Source organism: Paenibacillus borealis (assembly GCF_000758665.1).
Classification (GTDB): Bacteria; Bacillota; Bacilli; order Paenibacillales; family Paenibacillaceae; genus Paenibacillus_AQ; species Paenibacillus_AQ borealis.
Genome location: NZ_CP009285.1, coordinates 2,009,794 through 2,027,799 on the forward strand (window position 1 = coordinate 2,009,794; position 18,006 = coordinate 2,027,799).

General features: G+C 50.6%; 10 protein-coding genes. 6 read left to right on the forward strand and 4 right to left on the reverse strand.

What is annotated here, in order from left to right:
• The first annotated feature begins 25 nt into the window (after positions 1-25).
• Both PBOR_RS08475 and PBOR_RS08480 read left to right on the forward strand, forming a co-directional pair.
• Positions 26-2,293 carry a helix-turn-helix domain-containing protein gene (locus PBOR_RS08475; protein WP_042211284.1) on the forward strand — a complete coding sequence of 756 codons (2,268 nt, stop codon included), beginning with the start codon at positions 26-28 and terminating at the stop codon, positions 2,291-2,293.
• Between the two features lie 147 nt (positions 2,294-2,440).
• Positions 2,441-3,964, forward strand: coding sequence for a glycoside hydrolase family 43 protein (locus PBOR_RS08480; protein ID WP_042211285.1), 1,524 nt, complete (start codon positions 2,441-2,443; stop codon positions 3,962-3,964).
• Positions 3,965-4,056: 92 nt separating this feature from the next.
• On the opposite strand, the gene PBOR_RS08485 is transcribed toward PBOR_RS08480, so the two are convergent.
• Positions 4,057-5,067: an NAD(P)-dependent oxidoreductase gene (locus PBOR_RS08485; RefSeq protein WP_245648085.1), complete on the reverse strand. Its 1,011-nt coding sequence runs from the start codon at positions 5,065-5,067 to the stop codon at positions 4,057-4,059.
• Between the two features lie 27 nt (positions 5,068-5,094).
• A complete protein-coding gene (locus tag PBOR_RS08490; RefSeq protein WP_042211287.1) occupies positions 5,095-5,955 on the reverse strand; it encodes a helix-turn-helix domain-containing protein in 861 nt (286 codons plus the stop codon).
• 131 nt (positions 5,956-6,086) lie between these two features.
• On the opposite strand from PBOR_RS08490, the gene PBOR_RS08495 reads away from it, so the two are divergent.
• Complete coding sequence (locus PBOR_RS08495) at positions 6,087-7,796, forward strand: ABC transporter substrate-binding protein (RefSeq protein WP_042211288.1); 1,710 nt, start codon at positions 6,087-6,089, stop codon at positions 7,794-7,796.
• 86 nt (positions 7,797-7,882) lie between these two features.
• On the opposite strand, the gene PBOR_RS08500 is transcribed toward PBOR_RS08495, so the two are convergent.
• Together PBOR_RS08500 and PBOR_RS08505 are read right to left on the reverse strand one after the other, a co-directional pair.
• On the reverse strand, positions 7,883-8,899 hold the full coding sequence (locus PBOR_RS08500; RefSeq protein WP_052429387.1) for an alpha/beta hydrolase: 1,017 nt from the start codon (positions 8,897-8,899) through the stop codon (positions 7,883-7,885).
• A gap of 73 nt (positions 8,900-8,972) precedes the next feature.
• The gene (locus PBOR_RS08505) at positions 8,973-9,869 is read right to left on the reverse strand and encodes an AraC family transcriptional regulator (RefSeq protein ID WP_042211289.1); all 897 of its coding nucleotides are present in this window, start codon (positions 9,867-9,869) and stop codon (positions 8,973-8,975) included.
• Positions 9,870-10,214: 345 nt separating this feature from the next.
• Between PBOR_RS08505 and PBOR_RS08510 the strand changes: the two genes are divergently transcribed.
• The 3 genes from PBOR_RS08510 to PBOR_RS08520 are packed head-to-tail and all read left to right on the forward strand — an operon-like array spanning position 10,215 to position 17,989.
• Positions 10,215-13,607 (forward strand): DUF5107 domain-containing protein, encoded by a 3,393-nt coding sequence (locus PBOR_RS08510; RefSeq protein ID WP_042211290.1) that lies wholly within the window; start codon positions 10,215-10,217, stop codon positions 13,605-13,607.
• 37 nt (positions 13,608-13,644) lie between these two features.
• The gene (locus PBOR_RS08515) at positions 13,645-15,618 is read left to right on the forward strand and encodes a glycoside hydrolase family 2 protein (protein WP_042211291.1); all 1,974 of its coding nucleotides are present in this window, start codon (positions 13,645-13,647) and stop codon (positions 15,616-15,618) included.
• A gap of 16 nt (positions 15,619-15,634) precedes the next feature.
• Positions 15,635-17,989 carry a beta-galactosidase gene (locus PBOR_RS08520; protein WP_042211292.1) on the forward strand — a complete coding sequence of 785 codons (2,355 nt, stop codon included), beginning with the start codon at positions 15,635-15,637 and terminating at the stop codon, positions 17,987-17,989.
• The last annotated feature ends 17 nt before the right edge of the window (positions 17,990-18,006 follow it).

Consider the following 18,006-nt stretch of genomic DNA (forward strand, 5'->3'; position numbering starts at 1 on the left):
CTATGTACAAAGGATGGCGGAGAAAATGAAAGTCAATAACAGCTATATTATGAGGATGCTCCTATCATACCTGCCTATTCTATTCGTCACGATCAGCATTCTGACTTTTATTTTCTTCTCCATCATGAATCAGTTCAATGTCAGCAACGCCTTGCAGGCTAACCGTCTGACGGCAAAATATGTGGTGAATATGACGGACACCTCGCTCAAGGCGATTTCCTTCGAAGCGCAAGAAGCTATTGAAACCGGTGGTACACTGCAGCAGTTTCTGGACGAACCGTCAGACCGGGCTCTGAGCTTCGATGCCTCCAACCTGCTAAGCGCAATGATGGTCCGCTCCGGGCTGATTGATTCCGTCTATTTGTACCGGGCAAGGGATGGCATGGTGCTCGATCAGAGCACGATACGGCCTCTGGGCCAATTTCCGGACCAGAATTATGTGCGGACAGCGCTGGATCAGGCCTATACCGGAGTCTGGTCCTCACCGCGGCTGAAGCAGAGTGAAGGGACGGACGAGCTTTCCAAAGTGAACGTGACTTCCCTTGGCTTCAAGATTCCCCGCAATTCCGGCAGTCTCGGCTATCTGATTATTAATGTGAAGACCGCTTCACTGAACTCGTATATCGGTCAGGCCATCGACCGTACGATTACCGAAGCGCAAATCTATGATAATAAGGGACAGGCATTCTTCGGGGAGAATGCCTCGCTCTCTGCGAAGAGCAGGCTAAGTGTAGATATTGAATCGGATTATACGGGCTGGACGTACCGGGTAGGGATCAAGGGCGGCCAGCTGCTGAGCTTCCTGTTCCATGGAAGCACAGTCTGGATCATGCTGGGTCTGGGGGTTATCGCCTTTGCCATTGGAACGACATTCTACGTCACCCGGCGTAATTATAGACCCATTGAGACCATTCTGCACCGGATCGAGCGGTTCTCGCAGGCCGTCATGCCTGCGGATTCCAAAGAGAAGGAGAATGAGTTCGCCTTCATTGATCAGGCCATAGAGCGTTTAATTACGAATAATATGGCGTTTCAGGAGCAGCAGGAGGAGCATCTGGTCATCCGCAGGCAGCAGTTTCTGCAGACGCTGCTCAAGGGCGAATATGAGGATGACCGGGAGACCTGGGAGCAGGAGCGGCAGCATTTCGGTCTTGCCGGGGGCCAATATATCGTTGGCCTGCTGGAGATGGATCATTATGTGGATTTCGCGCTGAAATACAGCCCGGGCGATCAATCCCTGTTCAAGTTCATTACCAGCAGCGTTGCGGTGGAAGTCTCCCAGCAGAGCGGCCTGCGGGTCGTTGCCGAATGGATGACGAAGAACCAGCTGGTGCTTCTCCTTATCGAGGAGCACGGCGGACCGCTGGAGCATCATATGCTGCAGATTGCCGAGCAGATCCGCTCCTGGGTGGAAGGTCACCTGAAATTCACGGTGACCATTGGTATCGGCACAGCGGTGGACAACGAACCGGCAATTGCCGTTTCCTTCGATGAGGCGGCGGCTGCCGTCAGCCGCAAAGTCTCGCTTGGCCTCAACCGGGTGATTGATTCGGTGGAGGTGAAGGAGAATAAGGACGGGGAATGGTTCGCTTATCTGGAGATGATCCGCTCGATGGTCCGCCAGATCCGCATGTCCGAAGCTGAATGGCTGTCTGAGCTGAAACGGCTGTTTGGCGAAATGGCGGTGTATCATCTCCGCAAGGAAGATGTGGAGCGTCTGCTGCATTATTTTATTTTCCACCTGGAATATGAACTGGAGCGGATGCTTCCCGAAATTACGGAGCCTTGGGTTCAGGAAGTGAAGCCGGGCCTGTTGACCTCTGTCGAGCAGTCGGATACGCTGGCACAGCTGGAAGGAGACTTCCTGGAAATCATCAGCGGCTTGTCGGCCCGGATTACGGAGCTCTCACAGAGCCGGCGCCATAATGGCCTGATGCGGGAAATCCGTGATTATGTCGCACAGCAGTACATGGACCCTAACCTGTCGCTTACGCTGCTTAGTGAGAAGTTCCAGATCAGCCCGAAATATCTGAGCCAGCTGTTCAAAGAAAGCATCGGCCAGAACTTCAGTGATTTCCTGATTGGCCTGCGGATCGAACACGCCAAGAAAAGCCTCTGGGAAACCGATGAAACGGTGCAGGACATTTCCAATACGCTGGGCTACGCGAATCCAACCTCTTTTATCCGGGTGTTCAAACGAATCGTGGGGGTATCTCCGGGACAATACCGGGAGTCCAGGGCGGGGGCCGTTTCCGGACAGTCTAATGAAGATGAAGGGATGCCGGATAAGTAATTCATAAGGGCATGAAGGTTGAGGTAACTGCGGGCAATGTCCAGATCCTCCTAATCGGGTGACTTGAATATTAAGGTTCGGTATAGCTGTTTCCATCTACAATAAGAGAAACGTTACAGTACAAGAAAATGGACAGGAGCGCGGCTAATGCAATATACCAACCCCGTAATACCCGGATTTCATCCCGATCCCAGCATCTGCCGGGCAGGTGACGATTATTATCTGGTAACCAGCACATTTGAATATTATCCGGGAGTCCCAATATTTCACAGCAGGGATCTTGTCCATTGGCGTCAGATCGGACACTGTCTTACAACAGTAGAACAGCTGCCTCTGGGGAATGCAGGAAGCTCCGGGGGAATATACGCACCAACAATCCGTTATCATGACGGCTGGTTCTATATGGTGACTACCAATGTAAGCGCAATGGGGAATTTCTTCGTCAAAACCCGGAACCCGGAGGGTCCCTGGTCGCAGCCGTACCCTGTTGCGCAGAGCGGCATCGATCCCTCCCTGCTATTTGATGAGGACCGCCGCGTATACTTTCAGTCCGCCCGGGACGGTGAGCAGGGGAACGGAATCTACCAGTGTGAGATTGATATCGAAACCGGGAGCATGCTGACAGAGAGCGTGCTGATCTGGAAGGGCACCGGCGGTGCTTATCCCGAAGCTCCACATGTCTACCGGATTAACGGCTGGTATTATTTGATGATCGCCGAAGGCGGAACAGAATACGGGCATATGGAGACGGTTGCCAGGAGCAAACAGCCCTACGGACCTTATGAAACCTGTCCGCATAATCCTATTCTGTCCAACCGCAGTATGCAGAGCAGCATACATGCCACGGGCCATGCCGACCTGATCGAGGCGCAGGACGGCAGCTGGTGGGCGGTGTGCCTGGGGATCAGACCGGTGTCCTATCCGATGGGACATCATTTGGGCCGGGAAACCTTTCTGGCACCTGTGACCTGGACGGCTGAGGGCTGGCCGGTGATCGGGAATGGCAGCCACATCGAAGCTGTCATGAATTCGCCGGAGCTGCCGGAGGTCCGGTGGCCGGAGAAACCTGTACGGGACCACTTCGACGACACCCGGCTTGGGCTGGATTGGACTTTTTTGCGCAATCCAGTTGCAGGAAGCTGGTCGCTCCAGGAACGGCCGGGGAGTCTGGTGCTGCACGGTCATCAGGCCACGCTGAATGAAGCTGCCGCGCCTGCTTTTGTAGGCCGCCGGCTTAGTCATTTCACAGCCATTATAGCAGCAGAGCTGGATTATGAGCCGCAGCATGAAGGAGAAGAAGCAGGATTGACCGTGTACAAGAACGAGAGGCATCATTATGATCTTGCCGTACGGTCTGTGAACGGGCGCAGATTAGTTATTTTCCGGCGGACCGTTGGCTCCCTGCTAGTGGAACACACAGAAGAGTGTCCTGCCGGACCGGTGGTGCTGAGCATCCATGCGCACCCTGATAAGATTGCAGCATCAGTTCAGTCTGGGGAGTCAGCGGTGATCGAAATGGGCTGGGGAGAGACGCATTATCTCAGTACAGAAATTGCAGGCGGATTTACAGGAGTGTTTGTTGCCATGTATGCGACCTCCATTACGGGGCAAGCCGCTCTGGCGTCGTTTGACTGGTTCGATTATGAGCCGCTGGAGAATTCGGGGGTATAGAGTATGGAGCAGCGGTTCATGCAGATCTGTTGTATGGCCCGCTGCAACTGCTGGCCTGGCGGCAGCATCACCCGTCCCCGCTAGGATTTAAACTATACTAACTGATTGAGCTTGCTTTCAGGCTCTTCACCATTTTCTACACGTTTTATATTATTTATAAAGAAATCGTATCTTTTTTTATGAAATTTTCGGCCATCAGGCATTCCTGCTGTATGGGGAGTAAGGATCACATTACCCAAATTCCGGAGCTCACTGTCCATGGGAAGCGGTTCCGATTCAAACACATCCAGGCATGCGCCTGAAATATCCCCGTTTTTTAATGCATCAATCAAGTCTCTTTCGTTGACGATCCCGCCGCGGGCTGTATTGATAAATAGAGTGGTATTCTTCATTTTCTTGAATACCGCTTTGTTGATTAGTTGTTTGGTTTGCTGATTCAAGGGTACATGTACACTGACTATGTCCGATGTGCTTACAAGAGTATCGAAATCTGTCATTTTCACTAAACCGTCAGATTGAAGAGCAGCATTTCTCGCATAAGCCAGCACATTCATATCAAAAACCCTGCAAAACGCAGCTACCTTTTTTCCGATAGCACCCAAACCGATAATCCCAATCGTTTTGCCCTTTAATTCACTCCCTGTATAGTCCAACTGATTTTCATCCCTCTTGTTTTTCATGAAAGTATCAAGAAATGGTATGTTTTTATAATAAGACAATATCAGTGCCATTACGTGCTCGGCCACTGCCTGTGCATTCACTCCTGCAGCATTGGCCACCCAAATGCCGAGCTGTGTACAGGCAGGGACATCTACATTATCAAATCCTGCACCCGTCTGTACCAATTTTAATTTTTTTGCGATAGAAAGCAGGCTGTGATCCACTTTAATATGTTCAGGGATGAGTACCTGGCAATCTTCAATATGATGCAGCATTTCTTTTCCGGGCGGGACAATAACAACGTTCCAGTCTTGCGGGAAATACCTTACAATATTTGATTTTGAGGTCTCGCTAAAATAGCCGACTATGAGAATCTTCATTACTAAACCGCCTTTCTTAGCCCCTGGAGGATCGGCATTAATATTAATAATAATTTTAAACATAATGAATAATTCTGTAAAACTCAAATATTACTGCTGATTACGGTAAACCTTCGGGGACTTGCCGTAGGTTTTTTTGAATAGCCGGGTGAGGTAGTTGCTGTCATTAAATCCGCACATGTAGGAGATTTCCGTAACGGAAAGCTTGGTCCGCTTGAGCAGGGAGCAGGCCTGTTCGAGACGGAGGCGCTGAATGTAGGCGATCGGTGTGGTCTGATAATACGCCTGGAAGATCCGGTTCAAATGCCGGACAGAGATGTCTGATCTGGCGGCGATTTCCTCAAGGGTAACCTGCTCATGATAGTGATCCTCAATGTAAGAGATCGCATTCGCGAGATGCATCAGGCTGTTGTCCACGCCTTTCTCCTGCTGGTCATAATGTCTCGACAGATAGACGACAAGCTCCATGAACCGGGAGGCGAGCATGGTCTGATAGCCGTGAAGCTTCTGCTCATATTCCGTAATCATGCCTGCAACAAGTGAGGAGACATATTCCAGGCTGACAATCGGGAGGTTCAGCTTGCTTTTATAGGCATTGATATTGCGGTAAAAGGGTTCCAGCACAAACAGCGCCTGATACCCGTTCAGGGTTCTCAAGTCCGGTCCGGCTAACCTCAGCATCTCAGCCTTGTACATAATGTTGCAGATTTTGAAATCATGCGGGTCTTTATAGGCATGCGGGGTGGTGCCGTTAATGACAAATACATTGCCTTTCTTAATAAAAGCTTCTTCATCATTGACGATATGCGAAGCATGCCCCTTCAGCACAATCACAAGCTCCGAAAAATCCGCGTGCATATGCAGATCCATATCTTCCTCATGGCCGCCGTATTGAATAAAGAAAGGGAATTGCTCATCGGTTGTAAACCAGTTCAAATATACATTGCTCATTGGATTCCCGCCTAAGAAAGATGTGTTTGTCTATATAATGCTAGTATATGACCTGAATATCAAGGTTTTATGCCATAATCGGCGCTAGAATAAAAACTGTAAACGCATTCAGAAAAAAGGGGCTGAGAGAGATGAAAGCAATAGTATCAAGAAAATTAGGCACGGCGCTTCTGGCAGGCACGCTGCTCATTTCGGCAGGCTGCAGCAGTAATGCGGGCAATAACACCGGGGATGCTGCGAACGGGAATACCAGCGGAAATGATACAGATCCGGTCACGTTTACCTTTTTTGGTGCCGATGCCAGCCCGAACTGGAACAAGATGCAGGATGATATCGGCAAAGAGATTACCGCCAAAACAGGGGTTACCCTGAACGCGGAATTTGATGTCGGCAGCGGCGGAGGACAGGACAAAATTTCAATGATGGCGGCCAGCGGAGATTATCCTGAACTCATCTATGCCAAAGGCGAGCTGGGCAAGCTGGTCGATGCGGAATCCGTTATTGATCTGACCGAGCTGATCGACAAATACGCGCCAAATATCAAAAAAGTCATGGGCGATAACATGAACCGGATGAAATACAGTAACGACAACCAGGCCATTTACTCGATCCCGACCAATGTCGGTGTGGATAACCAGAATTTTGATGCGACCAACGGCTTTCAGATTCAGCACCGCGTATTGAAGGAGCTTGGTTATCCGGAAGTCAGAACGGTGCAGGATTATGAAAAGGTGCTTAAGGAATATGCAGCCAAGCATCCGACCACGGACGGGCAGCCGACCATCCCGATGACGGTGAATGCGGACGGCTGGAAGGTTATGATTACCGTCACCAATCAGGGGGATGTCACAACAGGCGGAACCAATGACGGCGAATATTATGTGAATCCGGAAACGTACGAGACGATGCTGCATTATAAGAAACCGGAGGAGAAGGAGTACTTCCGCTGGCTGAACCATATGTATAATGAAGGGCTGCTTGATAAGGACTCTTTTGTCCAAAAGGATGATCAATATAAAGCTAAAATCGCCAGCGGCCGGGTGCTGGGTCTCACTTCTGTAGAATGGGAATATCAGGATGCGGAGAATGCCCTCAAAGCGGCTGGCAAAGATGAGTATACGTATGCCCACTTTCCGGTGACGCTGAGTGAGGAGTATAAGGATCATGCGATGCAGTCTGTAGGAGTGGACGGCTATGGCATCAGCATCACCACTGCCTGCAAGGATCCGGTCCGCGCAATTAAATTCCTGGACTGGCTATCCTCGGAAGAAGGCCAGGTGCTGAGAAACTGGGGCATCGAAGGCAAACAATACAATGTGGACAATGGACAACGTGTCATTCCTGCTGAGATTCTCGATCAGAAGGTTAACGATGCCGCGAACTTCACCAAGAATACAGGGATTGGCTTATACTCCATCCTGGGTGTCCGCTACGGTGATGGAGTGAAGGATTCCACAGATAATTACTATACTACGAATTTCCCGGAACAGATCCTGGCCGAATATTCGGATGCGGAGAAGGAGAGCCTGGCTGCGTATAACGCGACAACCTGGAAGGATCTCTTCCCTGCAGAGGATGAATTTCCGGTCAAGGAGTGGGGCGCGCTGTACAACATGCCGGTACCGACAGATGGAGACTATCAGGTAATCTATCAAAAAACACAGGATATCGTCCACAAACGGATTCCGGAAGCCATCCTCGCCAGCACAGCCGATTTCGATAAAATCTACGATGATTTCATTGCCGAGCTGAACAAAGCGGGAGCAGAGAAGATGGAGAAGGAATATACCGAGCTGGTAAAGGCGAGAGTGGAGCTGTTTACCGGGAAGGATGTTGAGTAGGAGCATATGAAGAAACAGCGGCAATCCGGGACCTTATTTTCTCGTCCAGGATTGCCGTTGTTTTATTTAGCTGCCGCTCTCAACTTTTATTGCTGCGATTTATCGTTTAGAAATTTGACAACCTCTTCATAGGCGGTTTGTGCAGGCTCCTTATCCAGCTGGTAGATGTAATCATGAGGCAATTTATTTCCGCTGCCTGTCCAGTAGACGCTCGTAACGTCAACACCATGGGCTCTGAGAATAGCATCCATTTCGTAGGTTTGTGGTTCCAGAGGATCGGCATCACCAGCTGTTATATAGGAGGGAGGATACTCGGAGGTGATATTTTTTACAGTTGAAAGCTCGTCTAATCTGGAGTAGTTTTCGTAATCTTTCTGTCCAGTGTAACTCCAGGCATATTTTCTAAACCCGGGAAATTTATCCCGTGCTACAGTATCAAAGTCATATACACCATTCAATAACAGTAAGCCTTTCACGTTTGCAGCCGGTATATCCAAATTTACTCCGACTTGCTGTTCAAGTGCGGGATTGGTAATCATCGCTCCCAGCTGACTTGATATTTGCGCACCCGCTGAGTTACCGCCTATAAAGAGCTTTGCAGGATCTGCATTATATTCCTCAGCATGAGTCTGCAGATAATGGATTGCTGCTGCAGCCTGCTGTATGGGAGCCGGATATCTGTACTCAGGAGCGAGCGAATAATCCAGGGAAGCCACAACATATCCTTCTGACGCTAGAAGTTTCGAGAATGATCCTACTTGTTTCGCATTCCCTGCGGTCCAGCCGCCACCATGTATGAATAAAATCAGGGGCTTAGGCGTGTCTGATTCAGCACCAGAGGTATACAGGGTTATTTGAGCATCGGGTAAACCCTCGACAGGAATACTGATTAAGTCACTAACTTCAACATCCTTGATTTGTTCAGCATACGGACCCGCATTTACAGCATTCTCCTGGGTGCTAATTAATGCTCTGAAAATGGCTACAAAAGGACGGGGTGTGAGCTGGTTCACAACGATAATTGCGATAATCAGGAAAGCGATAATACTTAGTGTTATTCCGGTTTTCCTGCCGATCCTGAATTTTTGAATTGATTTGTTCATGGTTCCCTCCTAATGAGCTTTCTTTGGGTCGAACCTGATTTTAAAAGAAACACTAATCGTTGTGAAGGAAATATCAGCCCTTCGGAATCTTCCGGTAGCTTGAAGGGGAGACCCCCGATATCTTCTTGAAGAGCCGGGAGAAATAATAAGGATCATGGATACCCACAGCTGAGCTGACCTCTTTGATGCTCAGTTCAGTAAGATCCAGAAGATGGCCGGCCCGCTGAATTTTGAGCCGCAGGAAATATTCGATCGGAGCGATTCCGGTTTCAGCATTAAACAGATAGATCAGATGCTGCTTCGATACCCCTACATGATTAGCCAGTTCGATAAGTGAAATGGAGCCGTTCATATGTCCATTCATATATTGAGTCGCCTGCTCCAGATAAGTTTCACGTTTCTTCTCCTGTGCAGATTTCCCGGCATTTAAGCCAATTCCGGAGAGCAGCTGCCTTACGGTCTGCGCAACATGTACATGTGTAGTTAGCGCATAAGTCCGCTCGGCCAGCATTTCAAAGGCAGGGACGAACCATTCAATTAAACGGGCTTTACCGCTTGGTGATAATGAGAGGGGAGCATTAGATAAACCGAACAGCTGCACTAGTCTATTCGCGTGGCTGCCTTTGAAATGAAACCAGTAGATGCTCCAGGGGTTCTCCTGCATTGCGCCATAACGGTGTGCGGTTTCAGGGGGGATAATCATCATATCTCCCTGCTGCAGGTTCATTCGTTCTCCATGATTCAGCTCAACCCAACCCTCTCCTGCTTCACAAAAAATGAATATATGCGATGGACTGCCTTCGGGGCGTTCCCTGTAATGATACTGGGCATTGGGGAAGTAGCCGATATCCGTAATAAATAAGGAAGACGTCAGCTCCTCCTGCTCCAGTTCCTTCATCCAGTATTCCGGAAGTACATATAATTTCTCCTCAACAAACCCTTCAGGCTTGCGAATATGGTCATGACTCATTTTGGTACCCTCCCCCTGTTAAGAAAATATATAGAAGAACTAAGCAATCAACGAAAAGCGAATAAGAACGGAGGGGAAATTTGGAACTGTAGGAGCGGTAGCGTCCGCCTTTGTCACCGGATTTCAACCGCGAACAGCGGCAATAATCAAGAAATCTGGTGACAACAGCGGCCGGAAGTCCAAATGTTCACCGCAGTGACGAACACGCTTTAAGTTTAATGCTTTTAGGATTCTCATATATTTTCGAATAAGAATATAATCCATCACTTCCCGCATTTCGTCAATTGGAACCTTCCCCGGCAGACGCTAAAGTATAACTATCAAGACTAGGGAGGCAGTTTAAGCATGAAGCAAGAAGCTGTAGAGAATACATTCGAGGCGTCTCCAGCCGGATCTGGCCAAATCCAAGTTCAGGTATGGGAGACCAGCGTGTTGATTCCAACCTATGAAGCGGGTGAGGCGGACCCCAATCCTATGTTTCTGGAGAAACGGGTCTATCAGGGAAGCTCCGGCCGTGTGTATCCGCATCCGGTCATCGAGAGCATCTCGGATGTGAAGCATGATAAGAATTACAAACTGGTTATTCTGGAGAATGAATATGTCCGCATTGAGATCATGCCGGAAATCGGCGGCAGAATCTACCGGGCGCTCGACAAAACGAACAATTACGATTTCGTCTATTATAACCGGGTCATCAAGCCGGCACTCGTAGGTCTGGCGGGACCCTGGATCTCCGGGGGCATTGAATTCAACTGGCCGCAGCATCACCGCCCGAATACATTCGGTCCTGTTGAATACAAATACGAAGCAACAGATAATGGAAGCGCTACAGTGTGGGTGAGTGAAATTGACCGGATGTACGGTACGAAGGTTACCGCTGGCTTCAAGCTGTATCCGGGTAAGGCATATCTGGAAATCAATGCTCAATTGTACAACCGGACACCTGAGCCGCAGACCTTCCTGTGGTGGGCAAATCCGGCCGTAGCAGTTAACGATCATACTCAATCCGTGTTTCCCCCGGATGTAACAGCGGTATTTGACCATGGAAAGCGCGATGTATCCCGCTTTCCTATCGCTACCGGAACCTATTACAAACAGGATTATTCGGAAGGCGTCGATATCTCACGCTATAAGAACATTCCGGTTCCGACTTCGTATATGGCTTATAAATCGGATTATAACTTCGTCGGCGGCTATGATCACGGCGTAGAAGCCGGTCTGCTGCATGTGGCGAATCATCATATCTCTCCCGGCAAGAAGCAATGGACCTGGGGGAACGGAGAGTTCGGTAAGGCCTGGGACCGTCAATTGACGGATGAAGACGGCCCGTACATTGAACTCATGACGGGTGTATACACAGACAACCAGCCTGACTTCACCTGGCTGCAGCCCTACGAGGAGAAGAACTTCACCCAGTATTTCATGCCTTACAAGAACATTGGTGTCGTGAAGAATGCTTCCATTGAGGCAGCCGTCAATCTGGAGGTTGATGCGGATGCCGGTCAGGCAGTAATCAAAGTGTATGCGACTTCTGTACTTGAGCAGGCAGTCGTGGAACTGAGCGGAGCAGCCGGCCGGTATCTGCAGGAAACGGTGAAGTTGTCCCCTGTGGATGTTTTCCAGACCGTTGTATCGCTTAGCAGCGGGGAGCAGGAGCATAATTTGAAGCTGTCTGTGCGAAATAGGAAGGGCAGAGTGCTGATCTCCTATCAGCCGAAACGTCCGGATATTGAGCGTGTTCCTGAAGCTGCCAAACCACTGGCAGCGCCTGAAGAACTGCGTTCGACAGAGGAGCTGTATCTGGCGGGTCTGCACCTGGAGCAATACCGGCATGCTACGTTTGAACCTGAAGCTTACTATCTGGAAGGCTTGAAACGGGACAGCGGGGATATCCGGCTGAATGTAGCTTATGGAACCTTACTGCTCCGCCGCGGACTTTACAAGGACAGTGAGCAGCATTTCCGCAAAGCGATCGAGCGGTTGACCTGGCGCAACCCTAACCCGTATGACAGCGAGGCTTACTATCAGCTGGGAGTAGCGCTTCGCGGCCAACACCGTCTGGACGAAGCCTTTACAGCGTTCCACAAGGCGGTATGGTCGGCAGCCTGGCAGGATGCCGGGTACTTCTCTCTGGCGCAAATATCCAGCCACAAGGGAGAGTACGCGGAAGCGCTTGGCCAGGCGGAACGTTCGCTGATCCGCAATTCACGCAATTACAAAGCGCGTAACCTGAAGACTGCGATGCTGCGTAAGCTTGGCCAGCTGGATGCAGCCAAGAGCTACGCGATGGAGACCCTTGAACAGGATATCGCTGATTTCGGAGCCTATAACGAGCTGGCGCTGGCACTTCGTGCTCTGGAAGATACTGCTGCTGCAGAAAAGGTTCTGGCCGAACTGCATCTGCTTATGCGCAGTGACGCACACAACTATCTCAATCTGATCTCAGACTATATGGACAGCGGCCTGCTGCTAGAAGCAATTGAGATTGGCGAAAGAGCTGTTCCTGCCGGAAGCTCCGTGTATCCGGTGCTGCATTACGCTCTTGGAGAGCTGTATGCACGTACGGGTCAGCTTCAGAAGGCGGAAGAGCAGCGCCGTGCCGGCCAGTCCGCTGATCCGGCCTATTGCTTCCCTAACACTTTGTTCGAGCTGACACTGCTGGAGAGTACCGTCGGGGCCAGTCCGGAAGATGATAAGGCGCACTATTATCTGGGCAACTTCTTTTATGATAAGAAACGTTACGGGGAGGCCATCGCAAGCTGGGAGCGTTCACGGGAGCTTCGCAAAGATTATGCAACGGTTCACCGTAACCTCGGACTGGCCTATTTCAATAAACAGGGTAATCCGCGGGCGGCCATGACTTCGCTTGAGCAAGCATACGCCTGCTCACCGGAAGATGTGCGGATATTGTTTGAACTGGACCAGCTCCGCAAGAAGCTGGCCTGGACCTCAGCGGAGCGCCTCACCATTCTTGAAACGAAGCGCGGCCAGGTGGAGCGGCGGGATGATCTTTTCGTTGAATATGTTACGCTGCTTAACAATCTTGAACGGTATGATGAAGCTCTCGCAGCCTTAAGCTCACGGAATTTCCACCCTTGGGAAGGCGGGGAAGGCAAAGTAACCGGACAATACAGACTCGCCCATACGGAGCTTGGCAAAAAGCATCTGCAGGCTGGAAATTACGGGGAGGCGATTGCCCACTTCAAGCAAGGTCTGGTCTATCCGCTGAATCTGGGTGAAGGCAAGCTGGAAGGTGCTCAAGAGAATAATATTTACTATCATCTCGGCATGGCTTACGAAGCTCTGCAGCAGGAACAAGAAGCCATCAACAGTTACACTATAGCTTCAGAAGGCCTGGCTGAGCCGACAAGTGCGATGTTCTACAATGATCAGCCGCCGGAAATGATCTTCTACCAAGGGCTGGCCTGGCTGAAGCTGCATAACGATAAAGAAGCGAAACGCCGCTTCAACAAACTGATTGATTATGCCGAGCAGCATATTTTCGATGAGATCAGAATGGATTACTTTGCCGTATCGCTGCCGGACTTCCTGGTGTTTGAGGATGACCTGAACCGCCGCAATGTCATTCATTGCCGGTATATGCGCGGACTGGGATTGCTTGGACTCGGACGTACCACAGAAGCTGCTGAGGAGCTGGAAACTGCTTTATCTATGGAGTCTAATCATCAAGGGGCCATCATTCACCGCCGCTTCTGCGGTGGTGCAGAAGTGAACTGATCGGGACAGGATAACAATACACAACAGGCGAGAGGACGTGGATATCTTGATCAATGAAGGGCGTTACACTACAAGACTGGAAGAGGGCTGGATTTTCCGGCCTGACCCTCTGAACGAAGGCGAACGGAAGGGGTGGCAGGCTGACGGTTTGCCGTCCCCGTCCCCGGTTTCTGTGCCGCATACCTGGAATGTGCAGGAGGGCCTTGAGGAATACCGCGGGGCAGGCTGGTATGAACAAATATTAACAGTCCCTGACGAGTGGAAGGACTGCCGGATACGGCTTTCCTTTGAAGGGGCTTACCGCGATACGGATATCTGGGTGAATGGCGCAAAGGCCGGCAGCCACTACAACTCCGGTTATACACCATTTGAAGTGGATATTACTCCGTATGTTCATACGGCTGGAGATAACCGGCTTGTTATTAGAGTGAATAACAGTAACAGTGATACCGCGTTGCCCCAAGGCAACAGCTTTGACTGGGCGGATGACGGCGGGCTGATCCGGCCGGTAACGCTTGTCGTCACAGGAATGGCATCCATTCAGCAGCTCAAGGTGGAACCGCTGGTCTGCTTCGCTGACCAAGGCGGAAATACAGGCGGCAGACTATCCGCCGCTATTAAGCTTTGCGAACCATCCGCTGAAGCGCTCAGTGCAGACATTGCCGTCTACAGCAATGATATCCGCATTTGGCAGGGGACTGAAGTGCTCACAGGCGGAGCCTTATCCTGGAGCTTCGCAGACATCCTGCTGCCGGAGGTTGATTTGTGGCATTTTGACCATCCGGACTTATATGAGCTTGAGATTGTACTGCGCACTGGGGATCAGCTCCAGGACCGGGTAGTCCGCTCGTTTGGGTTCCGGGAGATTGTCGTGAAGGGACATGAGCTGTGGCTGAACCGTGAACCGGTCCGGCTGATGGGTGTGGAGTGGATGCCCGGTTCGAGCCCGCTAACCGGAATGGCCGAGCAGCAGGAAGATTTGTTTGCGATGCTTGAGCGGTTGAAGGAAGCGAACTGCGTCATTACACGTTTCCACTGGCAGCAGGGAAATGATCTGCTCGACTGGTGTGACCGCAATGGACTGCTCGTTCAAGAGGAAATTCCGCATTGGCAGCAGCCGGCAGAGCCGGGGAAGGAAACCTTTGCGCTTGCCCTGTCGCAAGCCAGGGAAATGATCAGTAGCCATATGCATCATCCGTGTATCTTTGCCTGGGGGATGGGGAATGAGCTGGATGGCCAGTCTGCCGTGACCCTGCATTATATGGAGCAGCTCAAAGCAGAGCTTCTGCAGCTGGACCCGAGCCGGCTGATCAATTATGTAAGCAACAGTGTTCTCTATCAGCCTGACAGGGATGCGACTGGTGCTGGAGATATGCTGATGTGGAATGAATACATCGGATCATGGCATGGCGATTTGGATGAGCATAAGGTCATTCGGCAGATTATTGCCGATTATCCTGATAAGCCCATTGTTGTGGCTGAATACGGGCTTTGTGAGCCGGTTTTTGAAGGCGGGGACGCCAGAAGAACTCAAGTGCTTATCGAAAAAACAGGAATCTACCGTCAGTATCCCCAGTTCGCGGCGTTAATCTTCTTCAGCCTAAATGATTACCGTACGCAAATGGGCGAAGAGGGGGAAGGGAAGCTGAAGCAGCGGGTTCATGGTTCTGTAGATATTTATAACCAGGTGAAGCCGTCGTTTGCTGCCTTGCGTGAGATTTCTTCACCGCTCTTGCTGGCAGAAGCTCCTGTATGGCACGAAGGTGAGCTTGAGGTGACCTTGAAATGCCGGAAGGATATTCCCAGCTATGCCGTATACGGCTATTATCTGACGGTGTCTTGGGCAGGTGAAGCGGCAGTCAGCCAAGCGATTCCTGCTATGCAGCCGGGAGATCTCCTGACCTTGAACATCCCTGTGCAACCAGCGCCCGGACAGCAGCAGGTGCTTACTGTGTATAGGCCGAACGGGTTTAGTGTTGTGGAGCTGGAACTGGAACTGGAATTGAACTAAGGGGAGACAGACCTTTATGAAGAACTACCCGATCAAAGTAAGCGATGACAAAAAGAATATTTTTGCAGGACATATCAAGCTTGGCGGCGTGAATCCTTCCGGTGAGCGGATTAGTTTTACGAACTACTATATGGAGAAGAACGGCGAGCCGTTTTTTGGCGTGTGCGGTGAATTCCATTTCTCCCGTTATGATGAACGGTACTGGGAAGATGAGATTATTAAGATGAAAATGGGCGGCGTTAACATCATCACGACTTATATATTCTGGAATCTGCATGAGGAAGTTGAAGGCGTATTTGAATGGGAAGGCAATAAGGATTTACGCCGGTTCATTCAGCTGTGTGACCAGCATGATCTGTATGTCATGATCCGTATCGGCCCTTTCTGTCACGGGGAAATGCGCAATGGCGGTATGCCGGATTGGCTGTTCGGCCGTCCGTTTGAGGTCCGCTCTAATGATGAGGGTTATATGACGTATGTGCGGAGGCTGTATACGGAAATCGGCCTGCAGGTGCAGGGCTTACTGTATAAAGACGGAGGTCCGATCATCGGCACCCAAATCGAGAATGAGCATAACCACTCTTCCGCGCAGTGGGGCCTGACGACGGGCATAAATAATATGTGGCTTAATGGCGGCAGCGGGGGCAATGAGCATATGCTGCGGCTGCGGGATTTGGCAGTTGAATTAGGGATAGATACCCCTATCTATACATGTACAGGCTGGGGCGGTGCAACGACTCCGGTACCGGATATGCTTCCGCTATGGGGCGGTTATGCCTACTGGCCATGGATTTACTATGAGACGGACCGCTACGACGGCATTAAGGAGCATCCGGCAACACCGGAGTATATTTTCCGTGATAAACATAATAATGATGTTCCGGGGAGCTATAATTTCGAGCCTTTCTACCAGCCGGAAGATTATCCGTATGCCTGCTGTGAAATGGGCGGAGGGATGGTCCAGTTCTATAAATACCGGTTCGAGTTTCCTTATAAAAGTGTTCCGGCCATGTCTGTCATGAAGACAGCCGAAGGCTGCAATATGCTCGGGTACTATATGTACCATGGCGGAAGCAATCCGAAAGGCAAAGTAAATCCCTTTACGAATGATCTCGCGACGCCGAAAATTTCATACGATTTCAATGCGATGATCGGCGAGTTCGGACAGGTACGGGAATCCTATAAACGGACGAAGCTGCAACACTATCTGTTCACGGAGTTTCAGAGCCAGTTCGCCCTGACCAAGACGATTCTGCCGGGAGACACCTCCGGCCAAGATCCGTATGATGTAAGTGAATTACATTATGCCGTGCGGTCGCATAACGGCTCCGGCTTCCTGTTCCTGAACAATTTCCAGGATCATGTGGAGAATCACGATTTGCAGGATATGAACGTCAGCATTGAGCTTCCCGGTGAGACGCTAACCATCCCGGCTGAAGGAGCATTGACGCTGGGCAGGGAGAGCTTTGCGATTCTGCCGTATAACTTCGATCTGGCCGGAATTACGCTGAAATATGCAACCGCGCAGCTGATCACGAAGCTGGATGTGAAAGATATCGTGTATTACTTCTTCTTCGTGCCGGAAGGCATGAGAGGGAGTTACGCGCTGCAGACGGATGATGTGGCGGGTATTGAGACCGAAGGCGGTCATAGTAAGCAGCATGATGATATGACAATCATTGAAGTAGGTGAGCAGACTTCGAGCACCGTGCGGCTTGTATCCGCAGCAGGCAAGAAAGTCGTGATCTATACCATGACGGATAAGCAGAGCCTTGAGTTCTGGAAAACCGAAGTTCGCGGCAAGCAGCGTGTGCTGTTCACGGACGCGAATCTGCTGGTATCCGGGGAGGACATCAAGCTGGAATCGACAAATCTGGAGGAAGTCACGCTAAGCGTGTTCCCTGATTTTGAAGCGGGTTTAGGTTCGGTATCGGGCGGAGAGCTGGAGGCTACTTCAGACGACGGTTTATTTAAGACCTACAAGCTGCGTGCACCTAAGCAAGAGATCGCTTTTACATGGACGAAGGTCAAGAATGAACGGGCGGTTCTGGAATTCGCAACCGGATCACTCGATGGTGTGAAAGAAGCCCTGCTGCAAATTGATTATTCGGGTGATATCGGCTACGCCTTCATTGACGGGGATCTGATTAACGATAACTTCTGCAACAACTCGACCTGGGAAATCGGACTCAAGCGGTTTGAAGAGCGGCTGTACGACAAGGGGATGTACCTCTATGTGTCGCCGATCCGTAAAGGGACTGTCGTGAACAGCAATACGACGATGGCCGGTTGGAACGAGACCGCTGCCGAGCTGATTGCCGAGATTGCGTCGGTCCGGGCTGTGCCTGTATATGAGATTGTGATCAGATAACATAAGGGAGGGAGTGA